The sequence below is a fragment of the Paraflavisolibacter caeni genome (assembly GCF_025628885.1).
In the GTDB taxonomy this organism is placed as follows: Bacteria; Bacteroidota; Bacteroidia; order Chitinophagales; family Chitinophagaceae; genus Flavisolibacter; species Flavisolibacter caeni.
Genome location: NZ_JAOTIF010000002.1, coordinates 141,881 through 159,277 on the forward strand (window position 1 = coordinate 141,881; position 17,397 = coordinate 159,277).

The 17,397-nt window shown below is 43.0% G+C and carries 17 protein-coding genes; 11 read left to right on the forward strand and 6 right to left on the reverse strand.

The genetic code is table 11. The features are described from left to right. The first annotated feature begins 26 nt into the window (after positions 1–26). Together folE and fabD are read left to right on the forward strand one after the other, a co-directional pair. Positions 27–626, forward strand: coding sequence for a GTP cyclohydrolase I FolE (folE, locus tag OCK74_RS04695; protein ID WP_279295846.1), 600 nt, complete (start codon positions 27–29; stop codon positions 624–626). Positions 627–755: 129 nt separating this feature from the next. Then, the gene (fabD, locus tag OCK74_RS04700; protein WP_279295847.1) at positions 756–1,646 is read left to right on the forward strand and encodes an ACP S-malonyltransferase; all 891 of its coding nucleotides are present in this window, start codon (positions 756–758) and stop codon (positions 1,644–1,646) included. 72 nt (positions 1,647–1,718) lie between these two features. Here fabD and OCK74_RS04705 read toward each other — a convergent pair whose 3' ends face one another. Both OCK74_RS04705 and OCK74_RS04710 read right to left on the reverse strand, forming a co-directional pair. After that, the gene (locus OCK74_RS04705; RefSeq protein ID WP_279295848.1) at positions 1,719–2,189 is read right to left on the reverse strand and encodes a GNAT family N-acetyltransferase; all 471 of its coding nucleotides are present in this window, start codon (positions 2,187–2,189) and stop codon (positions 1,719–1,721) included. An 82-nt stretch (positions 2,190–2,271) separates the two neighbouring features. After that, positions 2,272–3,480 (reverse strand): trans-sulfuration enzyme family protein, encoded by a 1,209-nt coding sequence (locus OCK74_RS04710; RefSeq protein ID WP_279295849.1) that lies wholly within the window; start codon positions 3,478–3,480, stop codon positions 2,272–2,274. Positions 3,481–3,648: 168 nt separating this feature from the next. Here OCK74_RS04710 and OCK74_RS04715 point away from each other — a divergent pair, with 168 nt between their 5' ends. The 5 genes from OCK74_RS04715 (at position 3,649) to OCK74_RS04735 (ending at position 7,534) form a co-directional block, all read left to right on the forward strand. Continuing rightward, positions 3,649–4,149, forward strand: a complete 501-nt coding sequence (locus OCK74_RS04715) for a DinB family protein (protein ID WP_279295850.1) — start codon at positions 3,649–3,651, stop codon at positions 4,147–4,149. Positions 4,150–4,213: 64 nt separating this feature from the next. After that, entirely contained in the window at positions 4,214–4,693 is a 480-nt protein-coding gene (gene ispF, locus OCK74_RS04720) for a 2-C-methyl-D-erythritol 2,4-cyclodiphosphate synthase (protein WP_279295851.1), read from the forward strand. 31 nt (positions 4,694–4,724) lie between these two features. After that, a complete protein-coding gene (dut, locus tag OCK74_RS04725) occupies positions 4,725–5,165 on the forward strand; it encodes a dUTP diphosphatase (RefSeq protein ID WP_279295852.1) in 441 nt (146 codons plus the stop codon). Positions 5,166–5,168: 3 nt separating this feature from the next. Next, on the forward strand, positions 5,169–5,993 hold the full coding sequence (gene lolB1 / locus OCK74_RS04730) for a lipoprotein insertase outer membrane protein LolB1 (protein WP_279295853.1): 825 nt from the start codon (positions 5,169–5,171) through the stop codon (positions 5,991–5,993). A gap of 158 nt (positions 5,994–6,151) precedes the next feature. After that, positions 6,152–7,534 (forward strand): murein hydrolase activator EnvC family protein, encoded by a 1,383-nt coding sequence (locus OCK74_RS04735; protein WP_279295854.1) that lies wholly within the window; start codon positions 6,152–6,154, stop codon positions 7,532–7,534. A gap of 90 nt (positions 7,535–7,624) precedes the next feature. Here the strand turns inward: OCK74_RS04735 and bshA are convergent, their stop codons facing one another. The 4 genes from bshA to OCK74_RS04755 all read right to left on the reverse strand — a co-directional run bounded on the left by bshA (position 7,625) and on the right by OCK74_RS04755 (position 13,873). Then, positions 7,625–8,761, reverse strand: a complete 1,137-nt coding sequence (gene bshA, locus OCK74_RS04740; protein WP_279295855.1) for an N-acetyl-alpha-D-glucosaminyl L-malate synthase BshA — start codon at positions 8,759–8,761, stop codon at positions 7,625–7,627. Positions 8,762–8,821: 60 nt separating this feature from the next. Beyond that, on the reverse strand, positions 8,822–12,178 hold the full coding sequence (locus OCK74_RS04745; protein WP_279295856.1) for a two-component regulator propeller domain-containing protein: 3,357 nt from the start codon (positions 12,176–12,178) through the stop codon (positions 8,822–8,824). A gap of 145 nt (positions 12,179–12,323) precedes the next feature. Further along, complete coding sequence (locus OCK74_RS04750) at positions 12,324–13,025, reverse strand: SAM-dependent methyltransferase (protein ID WP_279295857.1); 702 nt, start codon at positions 13,023–13,025, stop codon at positions 12,324–12,326. A gap of 56 nt (positions 13,026–13,081) precedes the next feature. Next, positions 13,082–13,873, reverse strand: a complete 792-nt coding sequence (locus tag OCK74_RS04755; protein WP_279295858.1) for an EI24 domain-containing protein — start codon at positions 13,871–13,873, stop codon at positions 13,082–13,084. Between the two features lie 158 nt (positions 13,874–14,031). Here OCK74_RS04755 and OCK74_RS04760 point away from each other — a divergent pair, with 158 nt between their 5' ends. From OCK74_RS04760 to lptC, 4 genes are all read left to right on the forward strand, one after another. Continuing rightward, positions 14,032–14,640 carry a DNA-3-methyladenine glycosylase gene (locus OCK74_RS04760; RefSeq protein WP_279295859.1) on the forward strand — a complete coding sequence of 203 codons (609 nt, stop codon included), beginning with the start codon at positions 14,032–14,034 and terminating at the stop codon, positions 14,638–14,640. A 77-nt stretch (positions 14,641–14,717) separates the two neighbouring features. Further along, positions 14,718–15,452: a type III pantothenate kinase gene (locus tag OCK74_RS04765; RefSeq protein WP_279295860.1), complete on the forward strand. Its 735-nt coding sequence runs from the start codon at positions 14,718–14,720 to the stop codon at positions 15,450–15,452. After that, complete coding sequence (bamG, locus tag OCK74_RS04770; RefSeq protein WP_279295861.1) at positions 15,424–16,794, forward strand: BamG family beta-barrel-assembly machinery protein; 1,371 nt, start codon at positions 15,424–15,426, stop codon at positions 16,792–16,794. Before OCK74_RS04765 ends, bamG begins: the two co-directional genes overlap by 29 nt. Further along, positions 16,787–17,347, forward strand: coding sequence for an LPS export ABC transporter periplasmic protein LptC (gene lptC, locus OCK74_RS04775; RefSeq protein WP_279295862.1), 561 nt, complete (start codon positions 16,787–16,789; stop codon positions 17,345–17,347). The genes bamG and lptC overlap by 8 nt, the downstream gene beginning before the upstream one ends. Positions 17,348–17,397 lie beyond the last annotated feature (50 nt).

Sequence of the window (17,397 nt, forward strand, 5' to 3'; positions counted from 1 at the left end):
ATCGTAATTTATAAATCATATATTGAATGGCTTATCACAAAAAAGAGGGTTTTGATAAAGAAGCAACAGAAGGTCTAATTGAAAACTATTCAAGCATTTTAAAGCTTTTGGGTGAAGATCCGGAGCGGGAGGGGTTGGTCAAAACTCCGGAACGCATGGCAAAAGCTATGCAATACATGACGCATGGATATCACCAGGATGGAGTAGCTATTTTGGATTCAGCTAAGTTTCGTGAGGATGTAAGTGAAATGGTGATCGTTAAAGACATCGAGCTTTATTCTATGTGCGAACATCATTTATTGCCATTCTTTGGTAAAGCTCATATCGCATATATACCTAATGGATATATTACCGGCCTGAGCAAGTTGGCCAGGGTTGTGGATGTATATGCCCGTCGGCTGCAAGTGCAGGAAAGAATGACCACCCAAATATTGAAAGCAATAAAGGAAAGCCTGAATCCTCTGGGGGCTGCTGTTGTTATAGAAGCCAAACACCTGTGCATGATGATGCGTGGTGTGCAAAAGCAAAACTCTGTTACGACAACCTCGGCTTTCGATGGTGAGTTTTTGAATAATAGCATTACCAGAAACGAATTTTTGAAGCTGATAGCTGCACGTTTGAGTTAGGTTTTTGATTATTTAATGAGTTGAACAAACCAAACACAAAACTTTTTAAATTCATATAATACATTGAATTCGGTAAACCTTTAATGAACCTATAAACCAAGCAGACTAACAACTAATAAACATTTTTACATGAAGCATGCATTTGTTTTCCCTGGTCAGGGTGCTCAATTTCCTGGAATGGGAAAATCATTTTATGAGAATAGCTCGTTTGCAAAAAAGATTTTTGAACAGGCCAATGAAATATTGGGCTTTCGAATTTCTGACGTGATGTTTACCGGTACAGAAGAAGACCTGAAGCAAACAAAAATTACACAACCTGCCATTTTCCTTCATTCTATTTTAGCTTATAAAAGTATTGAAAATGCAAGACCAGAAATGGTAGCAGGCCACTCTCTGGGTGAATTTTCCGCCCTGGTAGCCAATGGTACCCTTAGCTTTGAAAACGGTCTTCATTTGGTAAGCCTGCGGGCTCAGGCCATGCAGAAAGCTTGTGAGCAAAACCCGTCTACCATGGCGGCAGTTTTGGGATTGGCTGATGAAAAAGTAGAGGAAATTTGCCGCCAGGTACAGGAGCAAACCGGTGAAATAGTTGTTCCTGCAAACTATAACTGTCCGGGGCAATTGGTTATTTCCGGTAGCATCAAAGGCATCGAAGTTGCCTGCGAACAATTAAAAGCAGCTGGAGCTAAAAGAGCTTTAGTATTACCCGTAGGTGGTGCTTTCCATTCCCCACTGATGGAACCTGCTAGAAAAGAATTGCAAAACGCAATCGAAAACACCAATTTCCACAATCCTTCTTGTCCTGTATACCAGAACGTGGTTGCAAAAGGTGTGATCGATAAAGATGAAATCAAGCAAAACCTCATTGATCAATTAACAGGTGCAGTTAAGTGGACCCAATGCGTTCAGGCGATGATCGCTGATGGTGCTTCTAGGTTTACTGAAGCCGGCCCAGGTAAAGTACTGCAAGGATTGATTCAGAAGATCAATAAAGAAGTAAGCGTTGAAGGCGTAAGCTAAATGTTGAATGATTTAAATGACGAATAAGAAAGGTTTATCCAACCTGAGCTTATTCGTCATTCTATATTTGGATTATTTGTCATCCCTTCCATTTGTTATGGACACCGAACAGTTCACCCACTCCCCATCAAAACTGGGATTATACTTTTTATAGAAGTTGATGGCAGGCTCGTTCCATTCCAATACCTGCCATGCAATACCCGTAAAGTAGCGGCTTTTAGCTTCTTCAAAAAGCTGCTCGAACAGAAGTTTTCCTAATCCTTTTCCACGCATCTTTTCTGTTACATAGAAATCTTCAAGATACATTCTCTGACCCTTCCAGGTACTGAAGCGTATATAGTATAGGGCAAAGCCTTGCACAATGCCATCTACTTCGGCCACAAAAGCCCACCAAACAGGGTGTGCACCAAACCCACTATCTACAAAATGATCCATGGTAATAGTTACTTCATGCGGTGCTTTTTCATAAACGGCTAATTCATGCACCAACTCCATCATTCTTGGGCAGTCTTCTTTTACTGCTTTGCGTATTTTAACATCCATATTTTTCTAATAATTGAATATTCCCAATATCCAAATAAAACCCAATCCCAAAATCTCAAAATTTCGATATAGCAATACCTGGTCATCCCAACGCCTCTTCCAAATCTGCAATGATATCCACGGAATTTTCAATTCCTACATTCATGCGAATGAGACCATCGGTAATGCCATATTGTTCTCTTTGCTCTTTGGGAATTCCATAGTGCGTCATCGATGCTGCATGGCACAGGAGTGTGTCACAGGTACCCAACGATACAGTGCGCACACACATTTGAAGGCGATTCATAAACCGCACACCTGCGTTGAAGCCATCTTTTAATTCGAAACTCAACATGCCGCCGCCTAGCCGCATTTGCTTTTGAGCCAAAGCATAGTCCGGGTGAGAAGACAAGCCTGTATAGTTTACTCCAGACACTTTGGGATGCTGTGCCAGGTATTCTGCCACAGTCATTGCATTGCTGCAATGACGCTCCATGCGCAGTTCCAATGTCTTTAATCCATTGTTCAAAAGAAATGCATCAAAAGGATTGGCATTTCCTCCCAGTAGCTGCTGTGTTTTGGTCACTTTCGCTTTCATGAAATCAATATCTCTGCCCAGCAAAATGCCGCCGATCATGTTGCCATGCCCGTTCAGGAATTTGGTAGTAGAGTGAATCACAAAGTCAACACCATAACGGAAAGGTTGCTGCAAGTATGGTGTCGCAAATGTATTGTCGCAGGCCACCTTGATCCCGTACTTCTTGGCTAAGGTGGTCAATGCTTCTATATCCACACAACGGATAGTGGGATTGGCCGGTGTTTCCAGGTACATCAATTTAATACCCTTGTCTTGCTTCAGGATATGCTCAGCTGTCTCAAGGTCGCGTAGATCCGAAATAATGGCTTCAATACCAATCTGCGAAAGCACTTTAAGCACCAGTTCTTCTGTTCCGCCATAAAGAGAGTAATGGGTCAGTATCTTGTCGCCTGCTTTGAGATTGCTCAGCATTAGCGTGGTAATAGCTGCCATCCCGGATGCGTGAAGAAGGCCTTTTACATGCAGATTCAAACCGAAGGCTTCTAATACCGCTATTTTATTTTCTGCTTCTGTAAAAGTAGGATTGCCCCAGCGAGAGTAGATGTATCCTGGTTCTTCTCCGGTAAAACGCCTCATACCTTGTTCTGCCGTATCAAATCGAAAAGTGCTGGTTGCATAGATTGGGGTAACATGTGCATGACGCGGATCTTCTTCATGCCCGCCATGTACAGCTGCCGAACCAAAACCACTAAAAATGAATGGATGGTCTGCCATAGTAATAATTTGAATGAAAACGTGAGGCAAATGTAATAATGAATTGCCCGAACCGGTTTCTGCTCTTTACAAATACATTGGGAGGGCTTCTTTATTCATGTGGCATGAATAATAAAAAAAGGGATTATTTTATTGAATTGTGTACCAATTTTGCTTTGAATTTTAATCATGAAAGAATTACTCCTGCAATACGCTGCTTATAATACCTGGGCAAACCAGCAATTGATGGCTGTAATGAATACATTGCCGCCTGAAAAGCTGACTGCTATAATTCCCAGCAGCTTTAATAGCCTGCATCAAACTGTTCTGCATCTCTTGGACGCAGAAAGTATCTGGTGGCAACGATTGAAATTACAGGAGCGGATTGATAGACCGAGTGACACCTTTGATGGTAATACTCAGGAGGCGTTACAAGCCCTTTTACAGCAAAATACCCAATGGCAGCAATGGGTGCAGGATGCGACGGAACGAATGCTGGAACATGTTTTTCATTATAAGAACTCCAAAAGAGAACAGTTCAAACAGCCCGTGTATCAAATGCTGTTGCACCTCTTTAATCATGGTACGTATCATCGTGGGCAAATAGTTAATATGCTACGGCAGTTAGGCGTTGAGAAATTGCCAGCAACAGATTTTATTGTTTGGAGCAGGAAAAATGGCAGCAAGTAAACTTCCCCCAACTCCAAACTTCCAACTATAAACTCAAACTCCCTCTATCTTTGCGGCAAAAAATATGTCTTTCAGAATAGGATTTGGTGTTGATTTTCACCAGTTGGGAGAAGGAAGGGACTTAATGATCGGTGGTGTTCATATCCCACACGATAAGGGTGCAATTGGTCATAGCGATGCAGATGTTTTGCTGCATGCAATTTGTGATGCAATGCTGGGAGCTGCCTGCCTCGGTGATATTGGTGTCCACTTCCCGGATACGGATTCAACCTATAAAAACATTGACAGCAAAATACTCTTAAAAGAAACTGTAAGGATAGTAAAGGCAGAAGGTTACCAATTAGTAAATATCGACAGCTCCCTTTGCCTTCAGGAGCCTAAGATCAAGCCCTTTGTCCCTCAAATGCAGCAAACGATTGCTTCAATCACAGGCATTTCTGAAAAAGCAGTTTCTATAAAAGCGACAACCACCGAGAAAATGGGCTTTGTTGGACGCAAGGAAGGTCTGGTTGCATATGCTACTGTACTGCTTCAGGTAATTTAATTTTCACTCCCGAACTCTTTATCTTTGGCCGATGCCGATAGAAGTAAAGATCATCAACCGCTCAAACAATCCTTTACCCCATTATGCCACTGAGGGGGCAGCTGGTATGGATATTCGGGCATTCCTGGAAACGTCGATAGAAATGCAGCCATTGCAACGAATGTTGATACCTACCGGCTTGTTCGTGGAGATACCTGATGGTTATGAGGCACAGATCCGGCCCCGCAGCGGCCTGGCTATTAAGCATGGGATTACCTGCCTGAATACGCCTGGAACGATTGACAGTGATTACCGGGGAGAAATTAAGATTATCTTAATTAATCTTTCCAGCGAAAAGGCCGTCATTCATGATGGAGATCGGATTGCTCAGATGGTCATTCAAAAAGTAGAAAAAATAACGTGGACACCCGCAGAGGAGCTTTCTCAAACTTCAAGAAGCGAAGGCGGATTTGGTTCAACAGGAAAAATATAAATCATGATGCGAGTTTTAAGCGTTCTTTTAGCGGTATTGCTCTTAGCTTCCTGCCGGTCAACAAAAAAAATCCAAACAGCGATAGCCCAAAAAGATACAACGGAGGCCGTAAGGATAGCCCCGCCTGTGGAAACCTTCGATTCAGCTGCCTATATGAAAAGTCTTTTAAGCTCTATTGATTCAGAACGGATAGACTTTAAAACTTTTTCAGCCAAGATTAATGTAGACTACCGCGATGCCAGTGATAAAAAATACGACCTCAATGTAAATGTGCGCATGCAGAAAGACAGCGTTATCTGGATGTCGGTAAATGCCGTGTTGGGTATAGAAGCTATCCGTTTAATGGTGACTAAGGATTCGGTTAAAATGCTGAACAAACAGGATAAAGTATATACTGTACGTAGCATTGACTATTTGCAGGAAATAACTACACTTCCGCTTAACCTTACCGTTCTGCAGGACCTGATTATTGGTAATGTAATTTTTCTGGACAGCAACCTTGTTTCTTTTACCAAAGCAAACGACAATACTATTTCTTTGTTAAGCCTGGGCAAATGGTTCAAGAATATGGTAACTATAAATGAAAATGACAAGAAATTATTAAGAAGCAAGTTGGATGATGCCGATATTACCAGGAGCAGGACTGCAGATCTTACCTACAACAATTACGAAAACAAAAATGGTGTTTTGTTCGCTGAGAAAAGAAAAATTACTGTCGTGGAGAAAAAGAAACTCGATGTAGGGCTTGAGTTTAAGCAATATGAGTTTAATGGAGATGTAAATTTTCCATTCTCCATCCCCAAGAATTATAAACACAGTAAAATTTAAACTCAGTTATTACGTTATAAGATTCTGGTTTGAAAATTTGAGTTTAGAGTTGCCTTAACAACTTAAAAGAGTGCTCTGTGTAATAAAAATTTCAAATTTGTAGAAGGATCCAACTATCCACGATAAATAGAGACCAAACTTTATTAAATATATTTTGAATGAAAAAAGCTATTGTTCTAACTGCCAGTTTATTTGCTGTCCTTTTAAGCTTCGGGCAGGTGGCACAGGACAAAGCCAAAATGGAAAGGGAACGCCAGGCTATTCAAAAAGAGCTTAGTGAGATACAGTCTGTCTATGAAAAAGTGAAAGGACAGAAAAAGGAAACCATTGGCCAGTTGACCCTGTTGCAACGCAAAATGAACCTGCAGGGGCAGTATATTAATAACATCAACAAGGAAATCAGGATCATTACAGATGACATTTATCTCAGCAACCTCGAGATCAATCGCCTGAAAAAACAACTTGATACTTTAAAAACCCAATATGCCCGCAGCGTGGTGTATGCATATAAAAACCGCAGCAACTACGATTACTTGAATTTCATCTTCTCTGCCAGTAGCTTTAATGATGCACTAAAAAGGGTGACCTATTTAAAGTCTTACCGCTCTTATCGCCAACAGCAGGTAGCTAATATCTTGGAAACACAGAGGCTCATCGAGGATCGAAAAGACCAGCTTTTAGGGAAAAAGACCCAAAAGAACTCCGCCCTCCAAAACCAGACACAGCAAATGAGAGTTTTGGGAGACCAGAAGAAGGAGAAAGATGCTGTGGTGAGCAAACTGAAGTCCCAGGAAAAAGATCTGGCCAAACAAATTGCTACTCGTAAGAAACGTGATGCTCAATTAAAGGGTGCCATCGCAGCCGTAATCCGTAGGGAAATAGAATTAGCGAGAAAGAAAGCTGAGGAAGAGGCTAGAAGAAGGAGGGATGCTGAATTAGCAGAGGCAAGACGTTTGGCCGAGGAAAAAAGAAAAAGAGATGCTGATACCAAAGCTGCTTCTGGGGCCAAAACAGGTACAACAACCACTAAACCAACAACTGAAGAGCCTGCTGTCGAGAACCCGGTAACCACAGCGCCTGGTAAAACATCTGGTAGCTATTTGACGCTTAATGATAAAGACGTAAAGTTGGCAAACGATTTCGCTGGTAGCCGTGGCCGCCTGCCGTGGCCGGTAGATAATGGCAATGTTTGTATCCCATATGGTACCTATACTGTACCTGGTACTAAACTGACAGGCGACAATCCTGGCATTACGATTTGCACACCTTCCCCCGGAACAACGGTAAAAGCCGTGTTCGATGGTGAAGTGAGCTCGGTGGCTAACATGGGTGACGGTATGACAGTGATCATACGACATGGTAAGTATTTTACCATTTACAGTAGTCTGGGTTCTGTAAGCGTAAGTAGGGGGTCTACAGTTAGAACAGGCCAGACAATTGGCCGTGCCGGAACAGATGATGAAGGCGGTAGTGGCGGTAAAGTCGACTTCCTGCTGATGGTAGAAACGAGAAATGTAAATCCTGAGCCTTGGCTTAGATAGGCTTCTGAATAATTGATATTGAAAAAGGGTATGCTAACAACATACCCTTTTTTATGTACATGTTTTGCTTAAAAGATATCAATAAATAATTCAACTTACCGTGGCTTTCTCCAGGAAGCGTTCATATAGCTCTTCATAAAGAGGCACAATGTTATGGATATCGAATTTTTTAGCATGCTGGGCCGCAGCTTCCTTGAATTGCTGTAATATTTCATCATTTTGCAAAATAGAAATAGCCTGCTCACTCATGGTCTTTACATCGCCAACATCACCCATGTAGCCTGTTACACCTTCAACAATCACTTCTGGCAACCCGCCAGCATTGGTGGAAACAACAGGTACGCCAGCAGCCATGGCTTCTAGTGCAGCAAGTCCAAAACTCTCATATTCAGAGGTCAAAAGGAAAAGATCCCCAATAGCCAGTATGTCTTCCATTTGTTCCTGTTTACCCACAAAGCTGATGGATTCATAAATACCTAAACAACGGCTGAGGTCTTCGGCTGTTGGTCTTTCTGGGCCATCACCGACAAGCAGCAATTTGCTGGGGACTTGTTTATTTACCTCGTTAAAAATTTTCACTACATCCTGCACCCGCTTGATCTTGCGGAAGTTGGAGGCATGAAGCAAAATACGCTCCCCATTGGGGGCAATCACCTTGCGGAAGGCATCTAGTGGCTTCCGGTTGAACCGGTCCACATCCACGAAGTTGTGGATCACCTCGATGGGTTTTTTAATATTAAAGGTGCTATAGGTTTCATCGCAGAGATTCTTGGAAACTGCGGTAATGGCATCACTCTGGTTGATCGAGAAAGCAACTACCGGTGCATAGGTTTTATCCTTGCCCACCAATGTGATATCTGTTCCGTGCAGGGTGGTGATCACTGGTATGTCCAAGCCTTCCTGCTCCAGTATTTTCTTTGCCATATAAGCGGCAGAAGCATGGGGAATGGCATAGTGCACGTGTAATAGTTGGAGGTGGTTGTTTTTAATAACATCAACCATCGTGCTGGCCAACGCAGTTTCATATGGTGGGTAATCAAACAAAGGGTAAGTCGGCACTTGTACCTCGTGATAAAAGATGTTGGGGACAAAACCATTCAGCCTTACCGGTTGCTGGTAAGTAATAAAATGTACATGATGCCCTTTCTGGGCTAAAGCCTTCCCAAGCTCCGTTGCCAAGACTCCACTGCCCCCATAAGTTGGGTAACAAACTATCCCTATGCGCATAAATATATTTTTCGAGGGCTAAGGTAGTTCAAAATACCTCATACACACATGCCGGGTCGATCACTGTGAGGGCAGTTGGATGAAAAATCTGGCATACTCGCCCTCTTTAGTCTCAACGCTCAAGTCTCCTCCATGTTCTTTGGTAATAATATCATAACTCAAGGACAGGCCTAAGCCCGTACCTTGTCCTGTGGGTTTCGTGGTAAAGAAAGGCTGAAAGATTTTGTCTACTACTGTATCGGGTATGCCTGTGCCATTGTCCAGAATACTGATTTCGGCCATGCCGTTTAATTTCTTTGTACTGACGGTAACAGTTGGTTCATATGCCTCATTGATCTGTTTCTTTTTCTCATTTACAGAGTAAAAGGCATTGTTAAACAGGTTGAGCAACACTCTGCCTATAGCCTGTGTATTAATGTTTAAAGCTCCTAGGTGAGGGTCAAAAAGCGTCTCTACATTGGCATGAAAGACATTGTCTTTTGCTCTCATTCCATGATAGGCAAGTCTTAAGTATTCGTCCACCAAATCATTTACATCGGTGAGTTCTTTCTGTTCCGGAGTTGTACGGCTGTGTTCCATCATGCTTTTCACAATAGAGGCTGCACGTTTACCATGTTGATGGATTTTTTGTTCGTTAACTTTAATATTGGCAGCCAATGCTCCTAACTCGTTCGGGTCATTTACCCCTTTGGTCAATTCTTCAATCAGTTCTAAATTAATTTCCGAGAAATTATTGACGAAATTGAGTGGATTTTGGATCTCATGAGCAATACCGGCAGTAAGCTCACCCAAAGATGCCATTTTTTCCCTCTGGATCAAATATGCTTGCGTGGCTTTGAGTTCCGCATATGCTTTTTCAATTTCTTTTGCTTGTGCCAGTTCTCTTGCCCTGGTCTTTTCTCTCTCTTTTTGGATAAGCCGCTTACGCTGGTAATGATGCACAGCCAACACACCGCCTATAAACAATAAGCCATATAATGTATATGCCCACCATGTGCGCCACCAGGGCGGCGAAATGACGATACCTATACTTTTTTCTGCCCATATCCCATCACTGTTAGCAGCTCTGATACGGAAAGTGTAATGACCAGGAGGTATATTATAATAATATGCTGTTTTTTCTTCTCCTGCTCTGCGCCAGGTGTTATCCAACCCTTCCAGCATAAATAGGTGCTGGTTTGATTCAGGATCCCTGAAATGAATGCCCGCAAAGTCAAAAGAGAAAGTATTCTGATTATGATGAAGCTGAATTTCCTTTGTATGCCATAGCGGCTGCTTTAATGGGCTTTCTCCGCCGGGAATGATACTTTGATCACCCAGCCGGAATGCTGATAACACAACCTCCGGAGGTTGTGTGTTGCCTGTTAGTTGCTCGGGCAAAAAGGCATAGTAACCATTGGGCCCTGAGAAAAAAAGGTCCCCGCTCTTTCCTTTATAACAACCCGCTCTTCGGTAATCAAATAGTCCTTTATGCCTGCTAAAAGGTATTACTTTGTTTCTCGTGCGATTAAGTCGGTATATCCCATCGGATGCATTGATCCACAAGGCTTTTTGGTTGTCTTCCAAAATTCCATTTACAAATACATCTCCCCCTAGCTCGGCATTAGGGCCAGTAAATCGGGAAAAGCTATTCAAAGCAGCATTGCTTCGGTAAAGGCCGTTGGATGTTCCTAACCAAAGGATGCCATCCGAATCCTGAACTAGACTGCTAATCCAGACTCCGTAAAGAAATCTTTGGATACGATCAGCTTGTGGCGATAACAGGTTCAAGCCTCCCAGGTAGGTTCCGATCCAGATATTACCAGACCTATCCTCATAAATACAGCGAACAATATTATTACTAAGGCTATTAGTATCAGTAGGATGATTATGATAGTGCTTGAACGAACCATTCTGAGGGTTGATCCGAAAAACTCCTGCGCCAGCTCCACCAATGCCAATCAGTAACGATCCTTGCCGGCTTTCATAAATGGAGGTGATCGTACTGTTCATCAAACTGCTATCTTCATCGCTACTTGATACATAACGCTTGAATGTACCCGTCTTCCGGTCAAAACGATTTAAGCCTTTATCTGTACCAATCCACAGTTCTCCTTGTCGGCCTTCGCAAATAGCATTGACCCGGTTATTACTGATTGTTCGAGAATTGTGGGGATCAGAAATAAACCGCTTTTCAGTTCCGTTCTTTAGGTCTTTACGAATAAGTCCCTCAAAAGTGCCATACCACAACACCTTGGAAGTGTCTTCATAAATACTGTAAACCTGCCCTCCGGTAGCAAAGTAAGGAATACTCTTTTGCGATGGATCAACACGAAACAAGCCCTCCCAATAACCAATCCATAACACGCCTTCTCGGGATACACAAGCTGCTCCTCCGATAACATTGGTCATCACACCCGTTTCAGTATCCTTAAAATTCGGGAAGTAGGTTATTTTTCTGGTTTTCGGATCGTAACGGTTAATTCCGTTAGTCATCGAGCCAATCCATAATGCCCCGGTTCTGTCCTCTGTAATAAAAGTAACATGGTCATCCGCCCATGGAAAAATATTTCTTAGAGGTGGCCGGCTTATCTTTTCAGGATGTGCTGGATCGTAACAGTGCCGTTCAAAGGTCCCTTTATTTCTGTCCATCGTATGCAGTCCATCGCCGGCTGTACCTACCCAAAAAGTGCCGCGGCTGTCTTCAAACATGGCTCGTACGCGGTTATCAATAAGGCTTTGTGGGTTTTTCGCATCATGTAGATACCGGGTAAAGGTTCCCTTTTTCTGATCCAATCGGTTTAGACCTCCTTTTTTCATCTGGTTTTCTTCATTCCATATGCTTCCGCAACCTACCCAAATGGTTCCCTGCCGGTCCTCGTATAGGGCTCGCACTTGGTTACTGCTTAAAGTTGTTGGATCAATTGGGTTGTATTGAAATCGCTTAACTGTTTCTGTCTTTGGATCAAAGCGGTTCAATCCATTGTGTGTGCCTACCCAGATGATACCTTTTTGATCTTCTATGATGGCCGTAACTGTATCGGTACTCAGGCTGTTAGGATCTTTTGGATTATGGCGGTAATGAGTGAACTTGCCTGTTGCAGGATCTAAATGATCGAGTCCGTAACCGAACGCACTGACCCATATTGTCCCGTTTCGACTGGCACAGACGGCCTCCACCCGGTTATCCGGTAAAGAGTTCGGATTCATGGGATCATTGTAGTAAGAAGTATAGCGGTAGCCGTCGTAGCGGTGCAATCCGTAATTTCCAATCCACATATAACCCTGTGGATCTTGTACTATGGTAACGGCGGCGGTCGAAATTGCACCTTTGGGCGATGGCACATGATGAAAGGTCAACTGTCCATTCTGTGCTGAACTTATCTTTACCGATAAGAGGAAAAGGGAAATCATTATAAATAGCAGAAGAGCCTTCATGCACAATGATTTGAAAGAAAACTGAAGAGTTCCTCATCAAGCACGTCAAAACTGTTATAGCATAGTAGAAATATACTAAGGTTTGCTCAGATGTAGCGAAGAAACTTTCCTGTCAATAGGGTCTTTGTATATGAATCTAATGATCTCAAAGATTTCCTGCATACATCAGGAAGATGGCGGGCCTCTTATGCAACTGTGGAATGGCTGATTTCCATTGTTGGGCTGTTTTGGTTTGCACCATTTCGCTCGGAGCTGTCAGGTCAACTGCTACGCAGATCTTTGTTTGTGGATGGCAGGTCTTGGTAATGGTTTCGAGCAACTGGTTGTTGCGGTATGGCGTTTCAATAAAGATCTGTGTGCAGGATTTCTGACTTGATTCAGCTTCCAGGCTTTTGATCGCCTTTATTCGTTGCGCCGCATCTATAGGTAAGTAACCCACAAATTGAAACTGCTGTCCGTTCATGCCGCTGGCCATGAGTGCCAACAATATAGAGTTAGGTCCTACCAAAGGTTTTACGGTTATGTTCATCTCCTGTGCCGCTGCCACCAATACTTGTCCTGGATCTGCTACCCCTGGACAACCGGCTTCGCTGATAATGCCTACTGTCTCACCTCTCTTCAAAGTTTCTTTAAATGCCGAAATGGTCTCTGGCCCTGCTTCTTTCATGTTGTGCCAGGTGTATTGATCAATTACCATTTCCTTCCAAAGCAGTTTTAAGAAGCGTCGCGCTGTGCGTTCGTTCTCCACGAAAAAGGTTGTGCATTGCTTTACGGCATCTAAAATATAATGGGGTAAGCAGTCTGTTTGTCCTTCGTGTAAAACTGTAGGTATCAGGTAAACGGCCATTGATAAATGAAAATTAGGTGCACAAGGTACAAGTTTCAGGATACAAGGGACAACTTCTAACTTCTGGCTTCTAACCTCGTACTTGCCTCTGGAGTTAGTTTTACTTCATATAAGCTTAGTGTAGCAGCAACTACTGCATAGGCTGGCGCTAATACCCAGCCAACCAGGATAAACCCGTGCATTAGGTAAAATACCATTCCATTCCCAACAGCTAGGCCGCGGTGCTTGCTTATGAAGTCAATACTTTCGGCAGATGATAGCCTTTTGCGCTCGAAACTGTAGTCAAGCATGGAAAAGCCATAATAATAACATTCAATGAATAAGGCAATGGCGGGGGCCAGCCAGCCAAATACTGGAACCAGTGAAAGAATGATCAACGTGGTTGTATAAACGGTTTGCCAAAGCGAATTGCGAAGCGCCAAACTGATGCCGCGTATGATGTCCTTCATCAACTGTTTAAAACTGAAAGGAAAATCCCTTCCTTCAAGGATGCTTTCAGTTTTCTCGCTTAGATAGGCAAAGACCGGCGAGCCGATAATAAGGAAAAGAAACTTGAAGAGCGAAAAGTAAAATAATAGGAGCAATAATTGCAGCGCCACTCCTGCCATCATAAAGAGGAAGCTCAAAAACTCGCTGCGTTGCTTTTGGAGCCATGCCTGCAATCCTATCTGTCGACTCAGCCAGTCAACAGCTTCACTGGACGATACAATGAAAAAATACATGCCGACAATAAATAAAATGGTATAAATAATGCCGGGTATGAGTATCCACTTCCATAAGCGATGCTGCCGAATGAACTTGTGCGCTTCGAAATACGATTGAATGGCTATGATGATCTCTTTTAGCAAGCGGATAGTTTAATATAGTGATTAGTTATTCCCGCAATGCGGAACAGGTTGACCTGGTATTGTAATGTGAAAATAGGAAACTGAGGCTGTAAATTCTGAATTTCGTTGCAGTGAATTTTATTTTGGGAGAGTGGTCTAACAAAAATTATGAATCATAAATGAAGATTCTTCCTGTTTCGTTTTACCGCCGGCCGGATGTGCTGCAAATAGCCAGGGAACTGCTGGGCAAAGTTTTGGTGACAAACTGGAATGGAGAATATACTTCAGGACGGATTGTGGAAACTGAAGCTTATGCTGGAGAATTGGATATGGCCTCGCATGCTTACAGGGGTATAACACCTCGAACCACAGTCATGTTCGGCGATGGCGGCGTGGCCTATGTGTACCTGTGCTATGGCATCCACCAAATGTTCAACATTGTTACAAATATGAAAGGAACGGCACATGCTATTCTTATTCGAGCCGTTGAGCCAATGGAAGGTGTGGAGATCATGCTGGAACGTACTGGTAAAAAGGTATTGGATCATGCCCTCACCAGGGGGCCAGGCAATGTCGGAAAAGCATTTGGCTTTCATACCTCCCAATGTGGCTTGTCCTTGCAAAGCAAAGAACTCTTTATAGCAGATGATGGCCTTATTCTGGATCAAAAATTAATTGTTACTTCACCCCGGATCGGTGTGCATTATGCTGGTGATCATGCTTTGCTCGATTATCGCTTCTATATTAAAGGCAATCCATATGTAAGTGGAAAAAAGAAAACAGTTTGAATCATTCCAGATTGCTAAAGAATATATCCAGTAAGCTACCGCAACTCCAAACTTCAAACTTCCTATACCTTTGCCGCATGTCTCAAGATTCAACGCTTTGCCTTGACTTTGGCAATACAAGGCAAAAAGGCGCACTGGTAAATGGCGGCGATGTGCAAGAGGTTTTTTATTTCAATGAAGATCCGGTAAGCCAGCTCCAGGCCATTTTAGAGCAGCACAAACCTAAGGCTAGCATTCTTTCATCGGTCATTCACCACGATCCTGCTGTAGAAAGCCTGCTGCAAAGCAAAACGCGTTTCCACCTGCTCAATAAAGATTCTGTGCTGCCTTTTCGGGTCGCTACCAATAAGCCTGAAACAATCGGCGCCGACCGCCTGGCATTATTAGCTTCGGCGGTGCACCTTTTTCCAAACAGGAACACATTGATAATAGGTTTAGGCTCCTGTATTACCTATAATTTCATCAATAAGTTCGGATTGTTCCTTGGTGGTTCCATCTCTCCGGGTATGGAAATGCGCTTTAAAGCCATGCACCAGTTCACGGCCAAGCTTCCATTGGTAAAAGGCGACTGGAATGTGCCTCTGGTAGGATATGATACAGCTACCAACCTGCAATCGGGTGTCGTATATGGAATGGCAAAAGAAATAGACGGCGTGATTGATGAATACCGTAGCAGGTACACCAACTTTAACGTGCTTTTAACCGGGGGGGATATAGCCTTTTTTGAGCCCCATTTGAAAAATAAGATATTTGCAAGTTTTGATCTCATATTTAAAGGATTGTATGCAATCAGCCAAGTCAATAATGTTTAGCTCTATAAAAAGATACTCAGCCAAAATCATCTGTACCACGCTACTGTTCAGCGCCTTTCAGGCAAATGCACAGAACAATTCACCTTATTCGCGCTACGGTTTGGGCGATCTGGTGCCTACCACCAATGTGGTAAACCGTGCTATGGGGAACATCTCGGTAGCCTATTCGGACTTTTTGACCTCTAACTTCAACAATCCGGCTTCTTATTCTTCTTTCCGTACATTTCTTGAGGATAAGTCAAAAAAGCCTGTATCAGGCCGGGTATTGCTGGATGCAGGTATCAACATCGAAAGCCGTACCTTGCGTAACCCCAACCAGCCCGAAAAGTTTAGCTCCACATATGCTAACTTTTCTTACCTCCAGTTAGGTATTCCATTGAGGAATAACTGGGGCTTGAGCTTTGGCCTTCGTCCCGTTTCTAAAATCAAGTATAAAGTTTCACGGAGAGAGTTATTATTTGAAAATGAACTGAATGATAGTGCTTATACTGAATTTGATGGTGAGGGCGGCACTTTTTTGCCTACAATAGGTACTGGCTTTGCTATCAAGAATCTGAGCCTTGGTGTCAATATGGGATATATGTTCGGAAATAAAGAGTTTAGTTCCACGAGATCTGTGTTCAACGATTCTGCTGTTTATAATACTTCCAAACATTCGACATCTTCTTCTTTTGGCGATCTGTTTTTTAATGCCGGTGCTCAATATCTGGTAAAATTGTCCAAACAGACAAGTTTGCGATTGGGCCTGGCCGGCAATTGGAAGCAGAATTTAGGTGCCACCCAGGATATTACTGTACAAACAGTTGTCCCCAATGCTAACATTGGTGTGGCAATTCAGGACAGTGTTTATGAGCAAAAAGGCATCAAAGGGGATATTGTTTTTCCTTCATCTTATACGGCAGGTTTTGTGTTGCAGCGTACAAAGGCTAAGGGAGATGGATGGTTACTGGGCGCAGAGCTTATGCAGAGCAAATGGAGCGAATACCGCTTTTTCGGTCAGGTAGATTCTGTGCAGGATAGCTGGCAATTCCGTGTCGGTGGTCAAATCCGTCCGGAGCCTACGCGTAACTATTTTAGTAATGTTACCTACCGCGCTGGCTTTTACTTTGGTCCTGATTATGTCAATGTCGGCAGCGACCTGCCTCAATATGGTATCACTTTTGGCCTTGGCTTGCCGATTGCACCCAGCCGCCTGAGTCCTTACCAGTATACGATCATTAATCTTGCATTAGAATATGCTAAAAGAGGAAATAATGATAACTCGCTGAAAGAAAATCTCTTCAAAATTTCTTTAGGATTGAACTTCAGCGACCTTTGGTTTAACAAGAGACGTTATGAATAAGAAAGAGGGTAGGAACTTGTTGGCATTGCTGTTCATCAGTCTTTTCCTGATAAGTTGTGAGAATGATGAAAACCTGGTTCGTGCTTTGAATGAAAAGAGGGTAATGGTTGAAGAGGCTCGTAATGTTGTGAGTCTTTTCAGTCAGTCAGGCCGGATGAAAGCAAAGCTGTCTGCTCCTATCATGCTTCGTTATCAGGTGGATACTTCTTACATCGAGTTTCCCAAAAAACTCCATGTCGACTTTTACGACAGCACGGGCAAAAAGGAAAGTGAACTTGATGCCCTTTATGCAAAATACATGGAGTCGAGTAATAAGGTCTTGTTGCGCGATAGTGTAGTGGTGGCCAGTGTCAAAGGCGATACACTTCGTACCCCGGAACTTTGGTGGGATCAGAACACTAATAAATTCTTTACCGACAAACAGGTGCGTCTGAAGACCGTCGACAAAACTATCTATGGGGGCAAAGGCCTAGAAGCCCAGGAGGACCTTAGTCTCTGGACTATATTTGAACCAACCGGAACAGTGACCATGCCGGAAAACATGGCTCCTTAAGAATTTTATAGGTATATCAAACCATTAGCTGATAAAGCAAGTTCACCCAA

Excerpts from the sequence above, each read along its gene's own strand:
- OCK74_RS04705 (WP_279295848.1), bottom strand. The coding sequence starts at position 2,189 with ATGGATGTTAAAATACGCAAAGCAGTAAAAGAAGACTGCCCAAGAATG.
- OCK74_RS04735 (WP_279295854.1), top strand. The coding sequence starts at position 6,152 with ATGAAAAAAGCTATTGTTCTAACTGCCAGTTTATTTGCTGTCCTTTTA.
- ispF (WP_279295851.1), top strand. The coding sequence starts at position 4,214 with ATGTCTTTCAGAATAGGATTTGGTGTTGATTTTCACCAGTTGGGAGAA.
- OCK74_RS04715 (WP_279295850.1), top strand. The coding sequence starts at position 3,649 with ATGAAAGAATTACTCCTGCAATACGCTGCTTATAATACCTGGGCAAAC.
- OCK74_RS04750 (WP_279295857.1), bottom strand. The coding sequence starts at position 13,025 with ATGGCCGTTTACCTGATACCTACAGTTTTACACGAAGGACAAACAGAC.
- OCK74_RS04745 (WP_279295856.1), bottom strand. The coding sequence starts at position 12,178 with ATGAAGGCTCTTCTGCTATTTATAATGATTTCCCTTTTCCTCTTATCG.
- OCK74_RS04765 (WP_279295860.1), top strand. The coding sequence starts at position 14,718 with ATGTCTCAAGATTCAACGCTTTGCCTTGACTTTGGCAATACAAGGCAA.
- OCK74_RS04760 (WP_279295859.1), top strand. The coding sequence starts at position 14,032 with ATGAAGATTCTTCCTGTTTCGTTTTACCGCCGGCCGGATGTGCTGCAA.
- lptC (WP_279295862.1), top strand. The coding sequence starts at position 16,787 with ATGAATAAGAAAGAGGGTAGGAACTTGTTGGCATTGCTGTTCATCAGT.
- fabD (WP_279295847.1), top strand. The coding sequence starts at position 756 with ATGAAGCATGCATTTGTTTTCCCTGGTCAGGGTGCTCAATTTCCTGGA.
- OCK74_RS04710 (WP_279295849.1), bottom strand. The coding sequence starts at position 3,480 with ATGGCAGACCATCCATTCATTTTTAGTGGTTTTGGTTCGGCAGCTGTA.
- lolB1 (WP_279295853.1), top strand. The coding sequence starts at position 5,169 with ATGATGCGAGTTTTAAGCGTTCTTTTAGCGGTATTGCTCTTAGCTTCC.
- bamG (WP_279295861.1), top strand. The coding sequence starts at position 15,424 with ATGCAATCAGCCAAGTCAATAATGTTTAGCTCTATAAAAAGATACTCA.
- dut (WP_279295852.1), top strand. The coding sequence starts at position 4,725 with ATGCCGATAGAAGTAAAGATCATCAACCGCTCAAACAATCCTTTACCC.
- folE (WP_279295846.1), top strand. The coding sequence starts at position 27 with ATGGCTTATCACAAAAAAGAGGGTTTTGATAAAGAAGCAACAGAAGGT.
- bshA (WP_279295855.1), bottom strand. The coding sequence starts at position 8,761 with ATGCGCATAGGGATAGTTTGTTACCCAACTTATGGGGGCAGTGGAGTC.